The organism is Paractinoplanes pyxinae, assembly GCF_026626335.1.
Taxonomy (GTDB): domain Bacteria; phylum Actinomycetota; class Actinomycetes; order Mycobacteriales; family Micromonosporaceae; genus Actinoplanes; species Actinoplanes pyxinae.
In genome coordinates this window covers 155,821-174,975 of sequence record NZ_JAPNTZ010000002.1, presented here as the reverse complement: position 1 = coordinate 174,975, position 19,155 = coordinate 155,821, and the positions used below count along the sequence as shown (strand labels likewise).

The window sequence follows — 19,155 nt, the reverse complement described above, 5'->3', positions numbered from 1 at the left end:
ACGAAGCCCCGGACGAGCCGGGCACTCCAATATCGTCCCACGGTCGCTAGCGTTGAACACGATGGCCACCACATTCGCCGATCACCTGCGGTCGCTCACCGACGAGGCGCTGAGCGCGCTCGTCCAGCTGCGCCCCGACCTCGTCGTGCCCGTGCCCGCCGACGTGTCCGCTCTCGCCGTGCGCGCGCAGTCCCGCGGCTCGGTCGCCCGCTGCCTCGACGGCCTGGACGAGTTCACCCTCGCCGTCCTCGACGCGGCCCGGCTCAGCCGGTCGGCCGAGACGGCGCTGACCTCGATCGACGCGATTCTCGAGCTCGCCTGCGACGTCGAGCCGGCGGACGTCCGCGTCGCCGTCGAACGCCTCCGCGTCCGGTTCCTGATGTTCGGCGCCGACGACGCCCTGCACTTGGTGGCCGCGATCGACGAGGTCACCTCGCCCTATCCGGCCGGTCTGGGCCGGCCCGCCGACTTCCTCGATCCGCAGGCGGCGGCGCTCTGCGCCGACAAGGCCAAATTGCGCCGTACGGTGCTCGCGGCCCCACCCGGCGCTCGGGCCGTCCTGGACAGGCTGGCCGCCGGTCCGCCGATCGGCGCGCTCGGGCGTGACTCCCAGCCAAGCGCCCCACCGGTGCGCTGGCTGGTCGACAACCACGTGCTGGTGCCGATCAGCGAGGCCGGCCGGGCCCCGCGCCCCGACGGTGAGCTGGTCGAACTGCCCCGCGAGGTGGGCCTGCTGCTGCGCCGCGACACCGGCCCGCTGGGCCCGCTGCGGCCGTTCCCGCCCATTCCCGAGGGCACGGCTCGCGATCCGAAGTCCGTCGACTCGGCCGGTGCGGGCCAGGTGATGGAGGCCGTCCGCAGCGCGGAATCGCTGCTCGAGGCGCTGGCCGCCGAGCCGGCTCCGGTGCTGCGGGCCGGCGGTCTGGGCGTCCGCGACCTGAAGCGTCTGGCCAAGGCGGCCGGCCTGGACGAGCCGAACGCCGCCCTGCTGCTCGAGGTGACGCACGCGGCCGGCCTGCTCGGCGAGGCCGACGCGGCCGGCACCTCGCGCTCGGTGACCGTGAGCCGTGCGTCCGGCGCGGTCGACGAGATCTTCCTGCCCACCGGCGCCTACGACCTGTGGCGCGCGCTCAGCAGCGCCCAGCGCTGGGTGTCGCTGGCCCGGGCCTGGCTGGCCATGACCCGGCAGCCGAGCCTGGTCGGTCAGCGCGACGACCGGGACCGCCCGATCAACGCGCTGGCCCCCGACGCCGAGCGGGCCGGCGCCCCGCAGGCCCGGCGCGAGGGTCTGCTGGTGCTGGCCGACCTCAAGCCGGGCACGGCGCCCCAGGTCGACGAGGTGCTGGGCCTGCTCGCCTGGCAGACGCCCCGGCGGGCCCGCGGCCGTGAGGCGGCCCACCGTGATGCTCTGGCCGGCGCGGCCGCGCTGGGGGTGACCGCCCTCGGGGCCATCACCTCGTACGGGCGTCTGTTGTTCGAAGATGTCGACGACGCCGACGGCGATCCGCTCGGCGTGCACCCGGGCGCGACCGAACCGCCGGGCGACGTCGTGCGCACGCTGGACGCCCTGCTCCCGGCCCCGGTCGACCACGTGCTGGTGCAGGCCGACCTGTCCGTGGTGGTGCCCGGGCCGCCCGAGCCCGAGCTGGCGGCCGAGCTCGACGTGGTGGCCGAGCCCGAGTCGGCCGGTGGCGCGAGCGTGTTCCGGGTCACCGCGGCCAGCGTGCGGCGGGCCCTCGACGTCGGTTACACGGCGGCCGACCTGCACTCGCTGTTCCGCCGCCGGTCGCGCACCCCGGTGCCGCAGACGCTGAGCTACATGATCGACGACGCCGCCCGTAAGCACGGCGGCCTGCGGGCCGGGTCGGCCGGGTCGTATCTGCGCAGCGACGACGAGGCGCTGCTGGCCGAGGTGATGGCCGACAAGCGGCTGGGCTCGCTCGGGCTGCGTCAGATCGCGCCGACCGTGCTGGTCAGTCCGCTGCAGGTGGCGCGGCTGCTGGGCGGCCTGCGGGAGGCGGGCTTCGCGCCGGTGGCCGAGGACGCGGGCGGCGTGGCCGTGCTGACCCGGCCCAAGGTGCGTCGCGCCCCCACCCGTACGTCGGTGGCCGCCCGCCTGACCGAGCAGGCCGGTCCGCCGGTGCTGGCCGGGCCGCGGCTGGCCGGGGTGGTCGAGCAGATCCGCCGCGGGGACATCGCCACCCGGGCGGCCCGCCGGGCGCCGGTGAGCGTGCGGGCGGCCAACGGGCAGGGCGTGCCGGGGCTGACCTCGGTGCAGCAGCACGGCCAGGCCATGGCGGTGCTGCAGCAGGCAGTACGGGAAAAGGCACGCGTGTGGGTGGGCTATGTCGACTCGCACGGGGCCACGCTCTCGCGGCTGGTGCGCCCGGTGTCGTTGAGCGCCGGCTATCTGCGGGCGGAGGACGAGCGTACGGAAACGCTTCACACCTTCGCCTTGCACCGGATAACCGCGGCGGTGCCGGACGAAGAGAACTGAGGCGCGCGGGTCGCACACCCCCGTCGGGTGCGACCCGCCTCCCCCGCGCTCCCTATCAACGTGATCGCGGGCCGGAAGGTTGCACCGAACTCGTGTCAGACTGGAGGGTCGGTGTGAGCTCTTCGAAGGGTGTTACAGGTGAGCGGCGGACCACTTATCGTCCAGTCCGACAAGACCCTCCTGCTGGAAGTCGACCACCCGGACGCGAAGGCGTGCCGGATGGCCATCGCCCCGTTCGCCGAGCTCGAACGGTCGCCGGAGCACGTGCACACATACAGGCTGACCCCGCTCGGCCTGTGGAACGCGCGCGCCGCCGGGCATGACGCCGAGAGCGTGGTCGACTCGCTGATCAAGTTCTCGCGCTACCCGGTGCCGCACGCGCTGCTGGTCGACGTGGCCGAGACGATGGACCGCTACGGCCGGCTGCAGCTGGTCAACGACCCCGGCCACGGCCTGGTCCTGCGCGGCCTCGACAAGATCGTGCTGGTCGAGGTGGCGAAGTCCAAGAAGCTGGCCGGCATGCTCGGCGCCAAGATCGACGACGAGACCATCGCGGTCCACCCGTCCGAGCGGGGCCGCCTCAAGCAGGCGCTGCTCAAGCTGGGCTGGCCGGCGGAAGACCTGGCCGGGTACGTCGACGGCGAGGCCCACCCGATCGACCTGGCCGAGGACGGCTGGACGCTCCGGTCGTACCAGCAAGAGGCGGTCGACGGCTTCTGGGCCGGCGGCTCGGGTGTCGTGGTGCTGCCCTGCGGCGCCGGAAAGACGCTGGTCGGTGCGGCCGCGATGGCCACGGCCAAGGCCACGACGCTGATCCTGGTCACCAACACGGTGGCCGGCCGGCAATGGAAGCGTGAACTGATCGCGCGCACGTCGCTGACCGAGGACGAGATCGGCGAGTACAGCGGCGAGCGCAAAGAGATCCGCGCCGTCACCATCGCGACGTACCAGGTGCTCACGTCGCGTCGCGGTGGCACCTATCCCCACCTCGACCTGTTCGGCGCCCGCGACTGGGGCCTGGTCATCTATGACGAGGTGCACCTGCTGCCGGCCCCGATCTTCCGGTTCACGGCCGACCTGCAGGCCCGCCGCCGGCTCGGCCTGACCGCCACCCTGGTGCGCGAGGACGGCCGCGAGGGCGACGTGTTCTCGCTGATCGGCCCCAAGCGCTACGACGCCCCGTGGAAGGACATCGAGGCCCAGGGCTGGATCGCCCCCGCCGAGTGCGTCGAGGTGCGGGTCACGCTGACCGACGCCGAGCGGATGGCGTACGCGGTGACCGAGGCCGAGGAGCGCTACCGGGTGGCCGCCACCGCGCGCACCAAGCTGCCGGTGGTCAAGGCGCTGGTCGACAAGCACCCCGACGAGCCGGTGCTGGTCATCGGTGGCTTCCTCGACCAGCTGCACCAGCTCGGCGAATATCTGGACGCCCCGATCGTGGAGGGCTCGACCACCAACAAGGAGCGGGAGCGCCTGTTCGACGCGTTCCGGGCCGGCGAGCTGCGCACGCTGGTGCTGTCCAAGGTCGGCAACTTCTCGATCGACCTGCCCGAGGCGGCGGTGGCCATCCAGGTCTCCGGCACCTTCGGCTCGCGGCAGGAAGAGGCTCAGCGCCTGGGCCGGGTGCTGCGCCCGAAGGCCGACGGCCGCCAGGCGCACTTCTACACGGTCGTCTCGCGCGACACGATCGACACCGAGTACGCCGCCCACCGCCAGCGCTTCCTGGCCGAGCAGGGCTACGCGTACACAATCGTCGACGCCGACGACATCCTCGGCCCGGCGCTGCCCCAGATCGACTGACTCAGGTCGTCGGTGACGGCGCATCCGCCGTCACCGCCGGCTGGGCCGGGCCTTCGACGCTGCTGTCGCGGCCGGTGAAGGCCAGGAAGGCGCAGAGGAACAGCACGAGCACGACCGCCCCGGCGATGATCGCGGCGATCAGCCAGGTCTTGTTGCGACTGCGGGCGGGCGGCGGCGTGAAGCGGGTGCCCGCCTCTTCGTGAGCGGCCGCGGCCACCACCTCGGGGCTGCCCAGCCGCTCGAGCACCTCGATGATCTCGCCCTCGCTGGCCAGGTTGCGCTCGGCCTGCTCGGCGGCGATGTGCGCGGCCAGGTCGTTGAGCAGTTCCCGGCGCTGCAGGACGGGGATGCCGGCCAGGCGCTGGTCGACCTCGCGCAGGTATTCGGCGACGACGTCGTTCGGTTGGGTCTTCATGCGGCCTCACCTGTGCCCACAAGTCGGTCGACGGTCTGTCGGAACTGCACCCACTCGGTGCGGAAGTGGTCGAGCGCCGAGCGCCCGCCCGGGGTCAAGCCGTAGTAGCGCCGCGGGGGGCCGCTCGGCGACTCGACCCATTTGCTCTCCAGCCAACCCGACCGGCGCAACCGGGAGAGCAGCGGATAGATCGTGCCCTCGCCGGCGGCAAGGCTCGGCTCCTCGCCCAGCCGTCGCACGAGCTCGTTGCCGTACCTGTCCTCGGTCTCGACCATGGCCAGGACGCAGAACTCGAGCGTGCCGCGGCGCAGACTCGTCGCCAGCTGCGAATCATCTGCCATGCGCGACACAGTACCTTGCGTCGCAAGGTAGGTCTAGACGGGTAGCTCCGGGCCGCGTTCGAGCAGGTCTTTCATGAGGTCGCCGTGCTTTTCGACGCGCTCCAGCACCTCGGCCGCGCGGTAGTGCCTGGGCTCCTCGGCGCCGGTGGCCACCGCTTCCACCTCGTCCCAGGTCAGGGGGGTCGAGGCGGTCGGCTCTGCCTGGGCCCGCAGCGAATAGGGCGTCACCGTGGTCTTGGCCGCGTTGTTCTGGCTCCAGTCGATGAAGATCTTGCCCGGCCGCACGGCCTTGGCCATCTTGGCCGTGATCGAGCCGGGAACCATCGCCGCCAGCTCTTCCGCGACCTTTTTGGCGTACGCGGAAACGAGCTCGGAGTTCTGCGTTCCCGAGATCGGACAGCAGAGCTGCATGCCCTTCTTGCCCGACGTTTTCGGGTACGCCGAGACCCCGTCCGCCTCGAGCCGGTCGCGCATGAGCATGGCCACCGCGCTGCACTCCTTCAGCCCGGCCGGTGCTCCCGGGTCGAGGTCGACCACCAGCAGGTCCGGGTCCTCGCCGATCCGCCACTGCGGGGTGTGCAGCTCGAGCGCGGCCAGGTTGGCCAGCCAGACCAGGGTGGCCAGCTCGTCGACGACCACGAAGTCGATCGTCTCGCGGCTCTTGGTCGACCCCGGCACGGGCAGCGTCTCGAGGCGGACCCACCCCGGCGTACCCCCGGGCTTGTTCTTCTCGAAGAAGTGCATCCCGTCGACGCCGTTCGGGAAGCGGATGCGGGTCACCGCCCGGTCGGCCAGGTGCGGGAGCATGACCGGGGCGATGCGCGTGTAGTAGTCGATGACCTCGCCCTTGGTGAACCCGGCGGCCGGGTACATCACCTTGTCGAGGTTGGACAACTCCAGGTCGCGCCCCTCGATCGACACGGGGAACCGGTCAGGCATCCTCGTCCTCCTCCGCGCATTCCTCGGGAGACTTGTCGTCGCGCAGGCGCAGGTACCGGGGGAAGCGCAGCCGCCCGTCCGGCGTCCGGTTGCCGTAGCGGACCTCGACCACCAGTTCCGGTCGTACCCAGTGGGCTCCTCGGGAATCCTCACGGGGAACCGCACCGGCCGCGAACGGCGACTGCCGCGTGGCCAGCGGCTCCAGGGCGGCCAGCAGCTCTTTCTCGGCCACGGCGCCGATGCCGCCGCCGACCCGCCCCCGGAAGGCCAGCCCGTCCGGCGTCGGCACCCCGACCAGCAGGCCGCCCAGCTTGCGGACGCCCGACCGCCAGCCGCCGATCACGTAGTCGCCGGTGCGGTCGAACTTGACCTTGACCCAGTCCGGCGAGCGGCTGCCGGGCAGATAGACCGAATCGTCCCGCTTGGCCACCACGCCCTCGAGGCTGTTCTCACGGGCCGCGTCGGCGGTGGCCGGCCCGTCGCCGAACGACGGCGGCACCATCCAGTGCGGCCCGGCCAGGCCCAGTTGCTCGAGCTTCTCGCGCCGGGCCCGATAGGGCAGCCCGGTGTAGTCGTCGCCGTCGTGGAACAACAGGTCGAAGACCATGTACGTCACCGGGAGGGTCGCCGCCAGCCGGGCCGCCCGCAGACGTTCGCGCACATGCATGCGCTCGGCCAGCGCGGTGAACGACGGCCGCCCGGCCGCGTCCAGCACCACCATCTCGCCGTCGACCAGCGTGCCCGCGGGCAGGCGGAGCTCGGCGATCTCGGGGTACGCCGCCGTCACGACCGCCCCGGACCGCGCGAACAGGTCGGGTGGACCTTCGGTGAAGAGCGCGAGAACCCGTACCCCGTCCCACTTGAACTCGTAGCTCCACCCCGGCCCGACCGGCAGCGCGCCGGCGGTCGCGAGCATGGGAGACAGCGGCGCACCAGGCACCCGATCACCATAGGCAGGATCGAACACCTTACGCAGGGGTCTCAGTGATGCCATCCTGATCAGGTCGTCTCACCCTGGGTACAGGAGTTGTCATGCGAGCGATCTGGAAGGGCGCGGTCTCCTTCGGCCTGGTGTCCATCGCCGTCAAGCTCTATTCGGCGACCGAGGAGAAGGACATCCGGTTCCACCAGGTGCACCGCACCGACGGAGGCCGGATCAAATACCAGCGCACCTGCTCGGTCGACGGCGAGGTGGTCAGCTACGACGACATCGCCAAGGGCTACGACATCGGCGGCGGCGAGATGGTCATCCTCACCGACGAGGACTTCGCCGATCTGCCGCTGACCACGTCGCGCGCCATCGACGTGCTCGAGTTCGTGCCGGCCGAGCAGATCGACCCGATCCTGTTCGCCAAGTCGTACTACCTCGAGCCCGAGGGACAGGCGGCCAAGCCGTACGTGCTGCTACGCGACGCGCTGCAGGACGCCGACCGGGTCGCCATCGTCAAGATCGCCATCCGCCAGCGCGAGCAGCTGGCCACGCTGCGGGTGCACGAGGGCGTGCTGGTGCTCAACACCATGCTCTGGCCGGACGAGGTGCGCACCCCCGACTTCGGCTTCCTCGACGAAGACATCGAGACCAGGCCGGCCGAGCTCGCCATGGCCAGCTCGCTGATCGACTCGATGGCGGGCAGCTTCAAGGCCGAGGAGTTCACCGACAACTACCGGGCCGCGCTGCAAGAGGTCATCGACGCCAAGGTCGAGGGCCGCGAGATCGTCCAGCCGGAAGAGACCGAGGAGGCCCCGGCGGCCGCGGTCGACCTGATGGCCGCCTTGAAGGCGTCGGTGGAAAGGGCGAAGGCCGCGCGCGGGGAGGCGGCGCCTGCGCCCGCCAAGAAAGCGCCGGCCAAGAAAGCGCCGGCTAAGAAAGCTGCGGCCAAGAAGACCGCTCCCGCCGCCAAGAAGGCCGTCAAGAAGTCGGCGTGACTAGAGTTGGCCCGTGGCATTGACGTGGGCTGAGTCTTACCTGGGCAAGGTGCGGGCGAGCGTCGGGGACTCCGACACGATCCTCTTCGTCGGGGCGCGGGGTGTGATCCTCGACGACCAGAACCGGCTGCTGCTGATCCAGCGGTCCGACAACCACCGCTGGGCCATCCCGGCCGGGGCGATGGAGCTCGGCGAGAGCATGGAGGACTGCGCGATCCGCGAGGTGTGGGAAGAGACGGGCCTGCGGGCCACGTCGCTCACGCCGTTCGCCTTCTACAGCGCGTACACCTACACGAACGACTACGGGCACACGTACCAGCAGATCCTCATGTCCTTCCGCATCCACACCTGGGAGGGCGAACTGCTGCGCCAGACCGAGGAGTCGGTCGACGCCGGCTTCTTCCCGCTCGACGCGCTGCCCGGCACCAAGTCGTTCGTCCTCGACGAGACCCTGGCCGACCTGGCCGAGTTCGAGTCCACCGGCCGCCTGGTCATGAAATAACGGTCGCCCGCCGCCGGTCCCGTCAGGCACGATCCCCTGCGTGGACCTGACCCCGCTACGCACCTCGCGCGACTACCGCCTCGTCTTCGTCGGCGGCTCGATCAGCGGCTTCGGGTCCTTCATCACGTACGTCACCATCCCCTTCCAGGTGGCGGCGATCACCGACGACCCGTTGATGGTCGGGCTGCTGGGCGTCTGCGAGCTCGTGCCGCTGCTGGTCATGGCGTTCGTCGGCGGGGCGCTGGCCGACTATCTCGACCGGCGCCTGCTGGTGCGGGGCGGCGAGTTCGCTCTGGCCGCGCTCACCGGCGTACTGCTGGTCAACGCTCTTTCGCACGAGCCTCACCTGTGGCTGCTGTACGTGGTGGCGGCGCTGACGGCGACGGTCGACGGCCTGCAACGGCCGGCCCTCGAGGCGATGGTGCCCCGGCTCGTGCGTCCGGAGGAACTGCCCGCCACGATGTCGCTGCAGGCCTTCAGCTCACAGATCGCGCAGGTCGGCGGGCCCGCCGTCGCCGGTCTGCTGATCTCGGCGGTCGACCTGGCCTGGGTGTACGCGTTCGACCTGCTCACGTTCACCGCGTCGCTGCTGTGCCTGACGCTCGTACGGGCCGTGCCGCCCCCACCCGACGCCGACCGCCCGTCGATCCGCGCCGTGGTCACCGGCCTGCGCTACGCGCGATCACGCCCCGAACTGCTTGGCACCTATCTGGTCGACATCAACGCCATGTTCTTCGGCATGCCGCAGGCGCTGTACCCGTTCCTGGCCACCCAGCTGGGCGGGCCGAAAATCCTGGGCCTGCTGTACGCGGCACCCGCGGTCGGCTCGATGCTGGCCACGCTGACCAGCCGCTGGACCGGACGGGTGCACCGGCACGGCCTGATGGTGGTGATCGCGGCCGCGCTGTGGGGCGTCGGCATCGTCGGGGTCGGGCTGTCGCACTGGCTGTGGCTGACGCTGCTGTGCCTGACCTTCGCGGGCGCGGCCGACATGGTCTCCGGGATCTTCCGCTCGATCATCTGGAGCCAGACCATCCCCGACCACCTGCGCGGACGCCTGGCCGGGATCGAGATGCTGTCGTACACCACCGGCCCGCTGCTGGGCCAACTGCGTTCGGGGCTGATGGCCCGTACCCGGCTGGGTGTCGGAGGCTCGATCTGGGTGGGCGGCGTTCTGTGCGTCGCCGGCACCGCGGCGCTGGCCCTGGCGCTGCCCCGCTTCCTGCGCTACGACGGCAAGGACGGCATGGCCCTCAAGAAGGCCGCCGACGACGCCTGGCTGGCGGCTAGCGCAGCTCGTGCGCCAGCAGGCCCATCGTGAACTTGTCGATCCACTCGCCGTCGCGGCGGAACACCTGGCGCAGGCGGCCCTCCTCGATAAAGCCGACCTTGCGGTAGATGTGGACGGCGGCCTCGTTCTCGACCACCGCAGTCAGGTTGATCTTGCGCAGGCGCATCTTCTCGAACCCGTACCGGCAAGCGGTCCGCATCGCGTCGGTGCCGTAGCCCTTACCCCAGAAGTCCTTCTCACCGAGGTAGATGTCCAGCTCGGCGATCCCGGTCTCCGGTTCGGCGCCGTGCAGGCGCACCAGCCCGATCAAGGTGCCGCCGGGTTCCTCGACACCGAAAAGCACGTCACCGTACGCGTTCTCGGGCCGCTCCCCGAGCCACTTGGCCACCTGGGCGGTTGTTTCGGCGTACCCCTCGTCCATCCACCGCATGACCTCAGCGTCGTGGTTCCACCGCCACAACGCCTCGGCGTCGGCCACATCCATGGCCCGCAACCGAACCTGATCCCCGTAAGCGTCCATGGCGGGTCAGCTTAGAGATTCTCGCGGGTCTCCACCGGCCGGGTGAAGTCGTGCCCGCACGGCAGCACGACGAACACGACCGACTCGACGAGCAGCGACCCGTCCTCGAGCTCCTGATAGTCGAGCGGCTCGGCGTTCACGTCGGTGACCACCTTGCCGCAGGTGGGGCAGCGGCTGTCCGCGGTCACCACCCCGAACACCTGAGCCGGCATCGACTCCGCGTCGCCGGGTGCCGCTGTGTCGTCCGATGCCGCGGGCGGGCGCATTTGAGGCTTGGCCATGCCCCCACCGTACGACGTTTTCAGACACCCAGCCCGGACGCCGCGGCCTCGTCGTAGGTCATGGTCAGCGGCCGCGCGTCGGCGAATTTGAGCGCATGCACGATGGCGTGATGCCACTCGACGGCGTCGCGAGCCCCCTGCCGCAGCGCCGCACTCAGCTCACCCTCGTCGACGGACCCCACCCCGAGCGGCGCGAAGGCGGCCGCATCGGCTCCGAACGGCCCGGTCGGCGGAGTGTCGTCGGGCAGATAGGGCCGGCCCAGCATGTCGTACAGGACCTCGTTGTCGTCGTCGTCCCAGCCCTCCATCAGAAAGGACTGGTCCGACAGGAACTCGTGGTACGCCGCGCCACCCCGGAACAGCATGGCCACCAGAACGTCGGAGTCGAACACACTGAACGACGCCGCCGGCCCACCCACGCTGAGCCGAGCCGCCAGCCCCTCGGTCTCGGCGTACACGCCGTCCTCCTGCGCCGGCACCACCGCCCACCGACGCTCGCCAACCGGCATGATCACCGCCCGCTGCCCGGACGCCGAGACACCGGCCCTCACGTCGTCGAGCTCACCACTGGCCAGAACCGTCTGATAGCTGCTCCCCACGACCCAAGATCGTACGCACCCGCTGAGCCCCGCAAGCTCGCCCGAGGCGCTGGCCTGCGCACCGAACGGATCGAGCGCCCGCTAACCCGCCCGGGCGCTGGGCTGCGCACCGTACGAGCCGAGCGTCCCTAACCCGCCTGAGTCGCTGGGCTGGGGCACCGAACGGATTCAGCGCCCGCCAACCCGCTGTGGCGCACGGCTGCGCACCGAACGAACCGAGCGCGCCCCAACCCGCCCGGGGCGTTCGGCTGCACACCGAACGAACCGAGCGCGCCCCAACCCGCCTGGGGCGCTGGGCTGGGGCACCGAACGGATTCAGCGCCCGCTAACTCGCCTGTGGCGCACGGCTGCGCACTGAACGAACCGTGTGCGCCCTAACCCGCCGGGGCGCTTGGCTGCGCACCGAACGAACCGTGTGCCCATAGGTCGTACGAGATAGAAGCCCAAGCCAGCACCCACCGCAACCGTCACGACGGGTCTCGCTTTTGGATTCGCCGGCCAGGAGAAGTCAGCTCATCACTTCTGGTTCGGGTAGGGGTTTTACCGCGCCTGCGATGGTGATGGAGACGATCAGCAGCACCGCCACCGCGACCAGCGCGTTCTTGACCGTGACGTGGTCGCCGAGGAAGCCGATCAACGGCGGCCCGCCCAGGAAGGCGCAGTACCCGATCGACGCGACGACGCTGACCCGTGACGCCGCGTGGGCCGGGTCGTCGGCCGCCGCGCTCATGCCCACCGGGAAGCCCAGCGATGCCCCCAACCCCCAGAACAGCGCGCCCACGAAGGCCAACGGCGTGGCCGGCCCCAGGATGTAGAGCGCCAAGCCGCCCAGGCTCACGGCCGCCAGCACCCGGACCACAGCCACCCGCCCGTACCGGTCGAGCAGCGCCGGCCCGAACCAGCGACCGACCGTCATGGCCGCCAGGAACAGCGCGAACGCCAGCGTGCCGACCGCGGCCGACGTGCCGTAGCTGTCGATCATCGAGACGCTGATCCAGTCGATGCCGGCACCCTCGGTGAAGGCGAACGCCAGCACGAACACTCCGACCACGAGGGTGCGGGGCTCACGCCAGGTAGCCAACGCGTCGTGCAGGCGGCTGCGCTTGGTGACGGGCGCGGTCGAGCCGACCATCGTCGGGTCGGACGGGGTGACGACGGGCGCGGGGCCGGCGTCGTCGGGCACGAACGCGCGTACGGACAGAACCACGATGACGGCGATCAGCACCGCCGTGACGGCGAGGTGGATCGTCACCGAGAGGCCGAGCGCCACCGCCGCCGCCCCCACCAGGGCGCCCGCGACCGTGCCGACGCTGAAGCCGGCGTGGAAGCGCGGCATGATCGCCTTGCCGAGGCGCCGTTCGACGATCGCGCCCTGGACGTTCATGCCGACGTCCCACGAGCCGTTCGCGAAGCCGAAGGCGAACAGGCCGACGACCACCGGCAGCACGCCGAACTGGTAGCCGATCGCCACCGCGACCAGGGCCACGCCCAGCAGCACACCCATCGCGGCGACCGTGCGGCTCGAGCCGAACCGGGCGACGATCTGCCCGGCCAGCAGCAGCGAGATGATCGATCCGGCGGCCAGCGAGAGCAGGACCAGGCCGATGCCGGACGGGGTCAGGCCGAGCTCGTCGCGCACCTGCGGGATCCGCGACGCCCAGCTGGCCGCGGCCACCCCGGCCAGGATGAAGGCGGCGTAGACGGCACGGGTCGCCGCGCGCACCTCCGGCACGGTCTCGACAGTCGAGCTCACTGCGGCACTCCGAGGAAACGGCCGACGATGGTCCGGGTCTCGGCCCGGTCGTACGTGGCGGTGGACAAAGTGAGGTGCATGACGAGGCCTTCGATGAGCGCGTCGACGCCGCGGGCGGTGACCGGATCGATGAAGCGCTCGAGCACGATTCGTGACCGGCGCATCCAGGCGTCGGTCACGCTGCGGAGGGCGGGGTTGCGCAGGGCGGCCAGGTAGAGCTCGTACGACACGGCCCAGTCGCGCGGGTCGCCGCCGGCGTCCCCGTTGATCAGGTCGGTGACCGCGTCGGCGAAGCCGGCCAGGTCGGTGACCCCGTCGAAGTGCGCCTCGTAGCGCGGCGACATCAGCTCGGCGTGCCGGCGGAAGGCCTGTTCGAGCAGGTCCTCCACGCTGTCGAAGTGGTACGTGATCGAGCCCAGCGGCACGTCGGCCGCGGCCGCGATGCGCCGGCTGGTGGTTCCGGCGACGCCGTGGTCGGCGATCACCTCGATGGCCGCGTCAATGATCCGGCTCTTGCGGTCGGGGTCGTAGCGGCGGGGCGAGCGGGCGGCGGGCACGGCGGTCACGGCTCCACCTCCCGGATCACGCGGGCCGGGTTGCCCACCGCGACCACGTTCGGTGGCAGGTCTTTGGTCACCACGGCGCCGGCCCCGACCACCGTGTTGTCGCCGATGGTCACCCCGGGCAGGACGATGACACCGCCGCCGAGCCAGACGTTGTCGCCGATGACGATCGGCGAGGCGGCCTCCCACTTGTCGCGCCGCGGACCGGCCGCGACCGGATGCCACGCGGTGAGCAGTTGCACGTTCGGCCCCATCTGCACGTCGTCGCCGATGGTGACAGTTGCCACATCGAGGCTGATCAACCCGAAGTTGGCGAAGGTGCGGGCCCCGACGAAGGTCTGGTAGCCGTAGTCGCAGCGAAACGGCGGGCGGATCTCGCTGTCCTCGCCGAACCGCCCGAGCAGCTCGGTCAGCAGCCGCCGGCGCAGGGCGTGATCGGTGGGATCGGCCGTGTTGAGCTGGTGAGACAGCTTCGCGGCCCGGTTCATGTCGTCGAAGAGGGCCGGATCGTCGGCCCGGTAGAGCTCACCGGCGAGCATGCGCTCGCGCATCGTGGTCATGCGTACGAGCGTACATAAGCTGGCGCGGTTAGACTTCCGCCCCGTGATCGCGGAGCCGGCTTGGGATGTGGCGGTTGTCGGCGGCGGGCCGGCCGGTTTGTCGGCGGCGCGCGCCGCGGCCTCGGCCGGAGCACGCACGATCGTGCTCGAACGCGCCGAGCACCCGCGCTACAAAACGTGCGGCGGCGGTCTCATCGGAACTTCTTTGGCGTACGCCGACCAGCACATCGACGTGCCGGCGCGCGACCGCATCTCAGCGCTGACCTTCACCCGGGCCGGCCGCCACACATTCACCCGCCGCGCCACCTCGTCACCATTCCTGACTCTCGTCCGCCGCGACGACTTCGATCACGCCTGGTATTCGGCCGCCGTGACAGCCGGTGCCGTGGTCCGGCAGAACGCTCAGGTACGTGCGGTCGACCAGGGCGTCGTCACGCTGACCGACGGTGAGCAGATCACCGCCCGCGTGATCATCGGCGCCGACGGTTCGGCCGGCATCACCTCCCGATACGTCGGGGTCACGTTCGCGCAGCAAGACCTCGGCCTCGAGGTGGAGCTGGCCGCCACGCCGGAGGACCGCGCAACCTGGCAGGGCCGGGTCCAGCTGGATTGGGGTGCTTTTCCCGGTTCGTACGGGTGGGTCTTCCCCAAGGAAGACGAGCTCACCGTCGGCGTGATCATGGCAAAGGGCCACGGCGCCGAGACGAAGCAGTACCTGGCCGACTTCCGCGAGCGCCTGGGCCTAACCGACCGCAAGGTAGTCCGCGATTCCGGACACTTGACGCGCTGCCGCCGCCCCGACGCCCCGTTACGGCGCGGCCAAGTCGTGGTGGTCGGCGACGCAGCCGGCCTGCTCGAGCCGTGGACCCGCGAGGGCATCAGCTACGCGCTGCGCTCGGGCGATTGGGCCGGCACAGCATGGCAAGATCTTTCCCGGTACGAACGTCAGGTGGCCGCCGAGCTCGAACCCGAGATGACAGCGGGCGCCCGCATGCTGAGCGCCTTCTCCCGCCATCCCAGAATCGTCCACGCCGCGATGGCCACACCCTTGGGCTGGCGCGCCTTCGAATCCTTCTGCCGAGGCAACCTCTCCATGGCCAGCGTCGTGCAACGCCCCAGCATCCGAGCCCTGCTGACCCTGTTCCGCGCCTGACGCCTCACCCGGCCGACGCCAGCCTCACTCCTCGCCGCGTCCCGCCGCCGAGCCGCCGTTCTCATGTGCCGACGGCCCGCCTTGCTCTTCGGCGTTCGGGCCGCTTTGCTCTTGGGATGCCGGGCCACTACCGCTTGCCGCCGCCCGGCCGTCGTTGTCTTGGATCGGCCGCGGCGGCCAGGGCGCCCACTGCACGGCGGCGGCGAAGCCGCTACGCCTCGCCTCACGCGAGTCCTGCCTGGTCAGCGGCCCTTCCCGACGTGCGTTGAGCCCAACCCCGATGAGCCGGCTCTCGAACCACGAACCGCCCACCCCGCGCCGCACCCGCTCCCACAGCCCACCCTCCACGAGGGCGGAAACCTGCAGGTGAAGCATCTCGACCAGCGGCTCGGGGTCTTCGTCGCACACTTCACACGCGCACCCCGGCATGGTCTCGACCCACCATCGACCGAGACGCAGGGTGATCCCCGGCGTCTCGGTGAACGCGATGGCGAGCGGTGCGGCCGCAGGCGTACGCGGCATGAGTCTTTCCACCCGCACCAACGCGTCGGCCGCCCCAAGAGCTTCTTTACTCTCCCGGCGGTCGACCATGTACCGCTCTGCCAGCCCATCCAGCAACGCCTCGGCCGCGTCCTGCAGGACGGCAAAGCGGGCAACGTGCGGGTCAGCCCTCACCAGCGCAGTATGCCGCCCCCGGCCGACGACCCACCAGCGCTTCGCCAGGACTTCCCCTCATCAGAAGGAGAACTCCCCCTTCTTGACGCCGTCCACGAACGCGTCCCATTCCTCAGCGGTGAAGGTCAGGATCATGTTCGGGTTCGTCGAGTTGCGCAGCAGGACCTGCCCCTCGGCCTCGGCCGCCTCGACGCAGTTACCCCCCGTGCAACGTTTAGCCTTTTGCCAGAGCAGGGCTTCGGTGAACTGGATCTTCATCGTGCACCTCCATGCCGGTTCCCGAAGTCCACGTTAAGCGACCATTTCAGGATCCAGCAGGAATGAATGATGTGAACTCCAGACGATTCGCCCGTTTTGTCAGATAAACGCCTAGGCGAAAGATCCCGCTCTGAAAGCTGGAGTCCGTTCTACGGCGCGCGTAACGCAGGGCGGAGCCGGACGGGGGAATTCCGAGCGGGAAAGCCGTTACTCTACCCGAAATCTTCGCCTTTTCTTCCATCCGGACGGCCACGCTGCACCGTTCTCTCTCCTCTCGCCAGGACCGCCCTGCGCGGTGACCCACGCAGGGCGGCTTAAGCCCGGTCGAATCAGAAGATGAATTCGCCGGAGTTGACCCCCTGAACGAAGGCGACCCACTCGTCTTCGGTGAAGGAGTGCGGGGCCCGTTCCGGGTTCTTGCTGTCCCGAATCAGATACTGCTCGCCGACTTTGGCAACCTCGATGCAGTTGCCGCCGGTGCACTGACTACCCCGGCGCCACTGCGGCGCTTGAACGTCGTGCATCATGACTCTCCTGTGATCTAGCAAGTGATCAGTGGAATGACGATTACCTGTTCCATCTCAACCTCGGGCCTCCGGAGAGTTTTTCTCAAGAGCCTCCATGCGCTTCTTGATGAAAGTGATCGTGTCACTTTCACTGTCGGCAGCGCTCCAAAGTTGTTCGAAACGGTCGCGGTGCCGCGCCACCTCGGCGCGGTTCTCGACCAGCTGGTCGTAAACTCCGTTCTCTCGGTAGAGAACATCGCCCTCCCTCGCGTCGGCGCCGACCGTCAGGAGGTCGAAGCTGCCGTTGTTCGCGATGGCGATGGAGAGGTCGAACGGAAGCATCCGAATCTGGAACATCGCCTGACTCGACAGCTCGACGATTAGCCGCAGCTGATCGGCGAAGACCTCGATGCCGCCGATCGGGCGCATGAGCACCGACTGATCGATCAGGATGAAATACTTGAACGACCCGGGTCTCGCCAGCAACGCTTCGCGACGCCGCTGCCGGGCCTCGACGAGGACTTGGACCCGGGTCTGTGAAAATTCGTCGCCGAGTTCCTCGACCCAGGGATTGGTGAGCGCGGCGCCGTAGGCCGGCGTCTGCAACGGACCTGGCACGAACAGGAGATTGAACGACCGGATCGCCGTCGCCTCGGATTCGTACTCGAGTAATTGACGAAGCGCATCGGCCAGAACGTCATCGAACCGGGGACTCATCCACCAAGCCGGCTGGACCTTCGGACGGATGCGGCTGACTCGCGCGTCAGCCACCAATGAATCAACTATGGCACGGTCGCTGACATCGAGGAGACTCAGGACGCCCCTGAGGTCATTGATCGAGATGGTGACGTCGCCGCTCTCGATTCGAATGACTTTGCTGAGCGACCACTCCATCGCCTCAGCCACTTGCGCTTGAGTAAGTGGTACCGCCTCACGCGCCTCGCGCAACGCCAGGCGTACGCGCCGGCGCGCAATCACAGGCGAATCGCCTTCGGCCATATTTCCTTCGTCGTTGAAGTCTGCTCAACCAATAAATACCGCCGTAGACAGTATGCCGCCTTCCTGCCACGAAACACCAGCCTTGCGTCGAACTTTTCTCCATTAGAATGAGAGCGTCATAATGCTTGACATCCCCGACGAATTTCTGCAGCATATAGGCAGTTAAGCACGTCTTTTCGGCTTCGCACGACAAGCGTAAAGCATGATCAAAAGGACTTGAATTAAAAGGGGCGACATAAAATACATGTCGCCCCACACGGAAAAACTCCCGCACCAGGCGGGTGACGCGGAAAACCGATCAGAAGTCGAAGTCGCCGGCCCCAATTCCTGCCTTGAACGCGACCCACTCGGCCTCCGAGAACGTGTGGGGCTGCTGGTCGGGATTCTTGCTGTCCCGGATCAGGTACTGACCGTCGACCTTGGCCACTTCGACGCAGTTCCCACTCGCGCAGCGGCTGCTCTTACGCCACTGAGGCGACTCGACCTCTCGCATTTTCCCTGTTTTCCCTTCGGTGTTTATATAATATTGTTGAGTTAGTCAACTTCGAGGGCTCGGAGAGGTCGATCCCAGAACTTTTATTCGCTCTCTGACGAAAGCAATTGTGTCGCTCTCGTCAGCAGCAGCCTGCCAAAGTTGGTTGAAACGCTTTCGATGCCGCCGGATCTCGGCAGGCTGTTCCACGATCTGGTCTTCCACGCCGTTCTCGCGATACATCACTTCGCGATCCGGATGAAGTGGGTCGACCGTCAGAAGTTCGAAGCTGCCGTTGTTCGCGATGGTCTGGGCGAGGTCGAACGGCAGCATGCGCATCTGAAAGAGTCCGTCCTCGGCGAGTCGGACAATCTGTTCCAGCTGCGGAATGAAGATATGCAAACCGCCGATCGGCCGCATGAACACGGACTGATCAGCGAGGAAGTAGTACTTGAGCGGGTCCGTACGCCGAAGCATGGCGTCGCGACGCTGGCGCCTAATCTCGACCAGAGCGTCGATTTTCTCTTGTGAGAACACGCCATCGGAGTCGTCGGTGCCGTCGTCCACCCAGGGACCGGTCAGCGCGGCCGCGTACTCCGGAGTCTGCAGCGGACCATGCACGTAGTAGACGTTGAACGACCGCAGCTCCGTCGCCTCCGCCTCGTACTCGAGGAATTTCCGGAAGTCGTCCGAGGTGTTTCCGCGGAAGCGCGCATCCTCCCACCAGGCGGCCCGCTTGCGAGTCTTGGCGATTCGCGCGTCGGCGAGCAGCGACTCCACCCGTGCCTTGTCCCGTATGCCGAGCAGGGTCATCAAGCCACGGAGGTCGTTGATCGAGAGTGACACGTCACCGTTCTCGATACGGATGACCTTACTGAGGGACCACTCCATCTCTTCCGCGACCTGTGCCTGGGTAAGCGGAATCGCCTCACGGGCCTCGCGGATCGCAATGCGAACACGCCGGCGCGCGACGGTGGGCAATTCACCCTCGGCCATAAATCCTTCAACGTTGAAGTAGGTCGGTGTTACCGATGAAGCTGCTACCTCGCTGACTGCTAGCTAGCAGTCAGCGAGGTGCACTCTAGTACCGTCCTATCAGAACGAT

22 protein-coding genes are annotated in these 19,155 nt (G+C 68.9%); 6 read left to right on the top strand and 16 right to left on the bottom strand.

What is annotated here, in order from left to right; all coding sequences use genetic code 11:
• Positions 1-61 precede the first annotated feature (61 nt).
• Both OWR29_RS05510 and OWR29_RS05505 read left to right on the top strand, forming a co-directional pair.
• Positions 62-2,497, top strand: coding sequence for a helicase-associated domain-containing protein (locus OWR29_RS05510; RefSeq protein WP_267561398.1), 2,436 nt, complete (start codon positions 62-64; stop codon positions 2,495-2,497).
• Positions 2,498-2,635: 138 nt separating this feature from the next.
• Entirely contained in the window at positions 2,636-4,297 is a 1,662-nt protein-coding gene (locus OWR29_RS05505) for a DNA repair helicase XPB (RefSeq protein ID WP_267561397.1), read from the top strand.
• Between the two features lies 1 nt (position 4,298).
• On the opposite strand, the gene OWR29_RS05500 is transcribed toward OWR29_RS05505, so the two are convergent.
• The 4 genes from OWR29_RS05500 to ligD (OWR29_RS05485) are packed head-to-tail and all read right to left on the bottom strand — an operon-like array spanning position 4,299 to position 6,932.
• Positions 4,299-4,712, bottom strand: coding sequence for an HAAS signaling domain-containing protein (locus tag OWR29_RS05500; RefSeq protein WP_267561396.1), 414 nt, complete (start codon positions 4,710-4,712; stop codon positions 4,299-4,301).
• Positions 4,709-5,053, bottom strand: a complete 345-nt coding sequence (locus tag OWR29_RS05495; protein WP_267561395.1) for a PadR family transcriptional regulator — start codon at positions 5,051-5,053, stop codon at positions 4,709-4,711. Before OWR29_RS05495 ends, OWR29_RS05500 begins: the two co-directional genes overlap by 4 nt.
• A 33-nt stretch (positions 5,054-5,086) precedes the next feature.
• On the bottom strand, positions 5,087-5,992 hold the full coding sequence (ligD, locus tag OWR29_RS05490; protein WP_267561394.1) for a non-homologous end-joining DNA ligase: 906 nt from the start codon (positions 5,990-5,992) through the stop codon (positions 5,087-5,089).
• A complete protein-coding gene (gene ligD / locus OWR29_RS05485; RefSeq protein WP_267561393.1) occupies positions 5,985-6,932 on the bottom strand; it encodes a non-homologous end-joining DNA ligase in 948 nt (315 codons plus the stop codon). Before ligD (OWR29_RS05485) ends, ligD (OWR29_RS05490) begins: the two co-directional genes overlap by 8 nt.
• Positions 6,933-7,024: 92 nt before the next feature.
• On the opposite strand from ligD (OWR29_RS05485), the gene ku reads away from it, so the two are divergent.
• From ku to OWR29_RS05470, 3 genes are read left to right on the top strand one after another with little or no spacing between them, the layout of a single operon-like run.
• A complete protein-coding gene (gene ku / locus OWR29_RS05480; RefSeq protein WP_267561392.1) occupies positions 7,025-7,918 on the top strand; it encodes a non-homologous end joining protein Ku in 894 nt (297 codons plus the stop codon).
• A 13-nt stretch (positions 7,919-7,931) separates the two neighbouring features.
• Positions 7,932-8,420, top strand: a complete 489-nt coding sequence (locus OWR29_RS05475; RefSeq protein ID WP_267561391.1) for an NUDIX domain-containing protein — start codon at positions 7,932-7,934, stop codon at positions 8,418-8,420.
• Positions 8,421-8,460: 40 nt separating this feature from the next.
• Positions 8,461-9,741 carry an MFS transporter gene (locus OWR29_RS05470; RefSeq protein WP_267561390.1) on the top strand — a complete coding sequence of 427 codons (1,281 nt, stop codon included), beginning with the start codon at positions 8,461-8,463 and terminating at the stop codon, positions 9,739-9,741.
• Here the strand turns inward: OWR29_RS05470 and OWR29_RS05465 are convergent.
• The 6 genes from OWR29_RS05465 to OWR29_RS05440 form a co-directional block, all read right to left on the bottom strand.
• Positions 9,707-10,231 (bottom strand): GNAT family N-acetyltransferase, encoded by a 525-nt coding sequence (locus tag OWR29_RS05465; protein ID WP_267561389.1) that lies wholly within the window; start codon positions 10,229-10,231, stop codon positions 9,707-9,709. The two genes, OWR29_RS05470 and OWR29_RS05465, sit on opposite strands and share 35 nt — an antisense overlap.
• Positions 10,232-10,242: 11 nt before the next feature.
• Positions 10,243-10,512 carry a hypothetical protein gene (locus OWR29_RS05460; RefSeq protein ID WP_267561388.1) on the bottom strand — a complete coding sequence of 90 codons (270 nt, stop codon included), beginning with the start codon at positions 10,510-10,512 and terminating at the stop codon, positions 10,243-10,245.
• A 20-nt stretch (positions 10,513-10,532) separates the two neighbouring features.
• Positions 10,533-11,111, bottom strand: a complete 579-nt coding sequence (locus tag OWR29_RS05455) for a hypothetical protein (protein ID WP_267561387.1) — start codon at positions 11,109-11,111, stop codon at positions 10,533-10,535.
• Positions 11,112-11,619: 508 nt separating this feature from the next.
• On the bottom strand, positions 11,620-12,864 hold the full coding sequence (locus tag OWR29_RS05450) for an MFS transporter (protein ID WP_267561386.1): 1,245 nt from the start codon (positions 12,862-12,864) through the stop codon (positions 11,620-11,622).
• A complete protein-coding gene (locus tag OWR29_RS05445) occupies positions 12,861-13,430 on the bottom strand; it encodes a TetR/AcrR family transcriptional regulator (RefSeq protein WP_267561385.1) in 570 nt (189 codons plus the stop codon). Before OWR29_RS05445 ends, OWR29_RS05450 begins: the two co-directional genes overlap by 4 nt.
• The gene (locus tag OWR29_RS05440) at positions 13,427-13,987 is read right to left on the bottom strand and encodes a sugar O-acetyltransferase (RefSeq protein ID WP_267561384.1); all 561 of its coding nucleotides are present in this window, start codon (positions 13,985-13,987) and stop codon (positions 13,427-13,429) included. Before OWR29_RS05440 ends, OWR29_RS05445 begins: the two co-directional genes overlap by 4 nt.
• Positions 13,988-14,030: 43 nt before the next feature.
• Here OWR29_RS05440 and OWR29_RS05435 point away from each other — a divergent pair, with 43 nt between their 5' ends.
• Positions 14,031-15,140 (top strand): geranylgeranyl reductase family protein, encoded by a 1,110-nt coding sequence (locus OWR29_RS05435; RefSeq protein WP_267561383.1) that lies wholly within the window; start codon positions 14,031-14,033, stop codon positions 15,138-15,140.
• Between the two features lie 24 nt (positions 15,141-15,164).
• Here OWR29_RS05435 and OWR29_RS05430 read toward each other — a convergent pair whose 3' ends face one another.
• The 6 genes from OWR29_RS05430 to OWR29_RS05405 form a co-directional block, all read right to left on the bottom strand.
• Entirely contained in the window at positions 15,165-15,815 is a 651-nt protein-coding gene (locus OWR29_RS05430; protein WP_267561382.1) for a DUF6226 family protein, read from the bottom strand.
• A gap of 60 nt (positions 15,816-15,875) precedes the next feature.
• Positions 15,876-16,073: a DUF397 domain-containing protein gene (locus OWR29_RS05425; protein ID WP_267561381.1), complete on the bottom strand. Its 198-nt coding sequence runs from the start codon at positions 16,071-16,073 to the stop codon at positions 15,876-15,878.
• A 329-nt stretch (positions 16,074-16,402) separates the two neighbouring features.
• A complete protein-coding gene (locus OWR29_RS05420) occupies positions 16,403-16,600 on the bottom strand; it encodes a DUF397 domain-containing protein (RefSeq protein WP_324291219.1) in 198 nt (65 codons plus the stop codon).
• Positions 16,601-16,654: 54 nt separating this feature from the next.
• Complete coding sequence (locus OWR29_RS05415; protein WP_267561380.1) at positions 16,655-17,578, bottom strand: helix-turn-helix domain-containing protein; 924 nt, start codon at positions 17,576-17,578, stop codon at positions 16,655-16,657.
• Between the two features lie 298 nt (positions 17,579-17,876).
• Entirely contained in the window at positions 17,877-18,071 is a 195-nt protein-coding gene (locus OWR29_RS05410) for a DUF397 domain-containing protein (protein WP_267561379.1), read from the bottom strand.
• A gap of 45 nt (positions 18,072-18,116) precedes the next feature.
• Positions 18,117-19,046: a helix-turn-helix domain-containing protein gene (locus tag OWR29_RS05405; RefSeq protein ID WP_267561378.1), complete on the bottom strand. Its 930-nt coding sequence runs from the start codon at positions 19,044-19,046 to the stop codon at positions 18,117-18,119.
• Positions 19,047-19,155 lie beyond the last annotated feature (109 nt).

Bases quoted from the DNA above. Each gene is read 5' to 3' on its own strand.
- OWR29_RS05510 (WP_267561398.1), top strand. From the start codon at position 62: ATGGCCACCACATTCGCCGATCACCTGCGGTCGCTCACCGACGAGGCG.
- OWR29_RS05500 (WP_267561396.1), bottom strand. From the start codon at position 4,712: ATGAAGACCCAACCGAACGACGTCGTCGCCGAATACCTGCGCGAGGTC.
- OWR29_RS05495 (WP_267561395.1), bottom strand. From the start codon at position 5,053: ATGGCAGATGATTCGCAGCTGGCGACGAGTCTGCGCCGCGGCACGCTC.
- ligD (WP_267561394.1), bottom strand. From the start codon at position 5,992: ATGCCTGACCGGTTCCCCGTGTCGATCGAGGGGCGCGACCTGGAGTTG.
- ku (WP_267561392.1), top strand. From the start codon at position 7,025: ATGCGAGCGATCTGGAAGGGCGCGGTCTCCTTCGGCCTGGTGTCCATC.
- OWR29_RS05465 (WP_267561389.1), bottom strand. From the start codon at position 10,231: ATGGACGCTTACGGGGATCAGGTTCGGTTGCGGGCCATGGATGTGGCC.
- OWR29_RS05460 (WP_267561388.1), bottom strand. From the start codon at position 10,512: ATGGCCAAGCCTCAAATGCGCCCGCCCGCGGCATCGGACGACACAGCG.
- OWR29_RS05440 (WP_267561384.1), bottom strand. From the start codon at position 13,987: ATGACCACGATGCGCGAGCGCATGCTCGCCGGTGAGCTCTACCGGGCC.
- OWR29_RS05425 (WP_267561381.1), bottom strand. From the start codon at position 16,073: ATGAAGATCCAGTTCACCGAAGCCCTGCTCTGGCAAAAGGCTAAACGT.
- OWR29_RS05420 (WP_324291219.1), bottom strand. From the start codon at position 16,600: ATGATGCACGACGTTCAAGCGCCGCAGTGGCGCCGGGGTAGTCAGTGC.
- OWR29_RS05415 (WP_267561380.1), bottom strand. From the start codon at position 17,578: ATGGCCGAAGGCGATTCGCCTGTGATTGCGCGCCGGCGCGTACGCCTG.
- OWR29_RS05410 (WP_267561379.1), bottom strand. From the start codon at position 18,071: ATGCGAGAGGTCGAGTCGCCTCAGTGGCGTAAGAGCAGCCGCTGCGCG.
- OWR29_RS05405 (WP_267561378.1), bottom strand. From the start codon at position 19,046: ATGGCCGAGGGTGAATTGCCCACCGTCGCGCGCCGGCGTGTTCGCATT.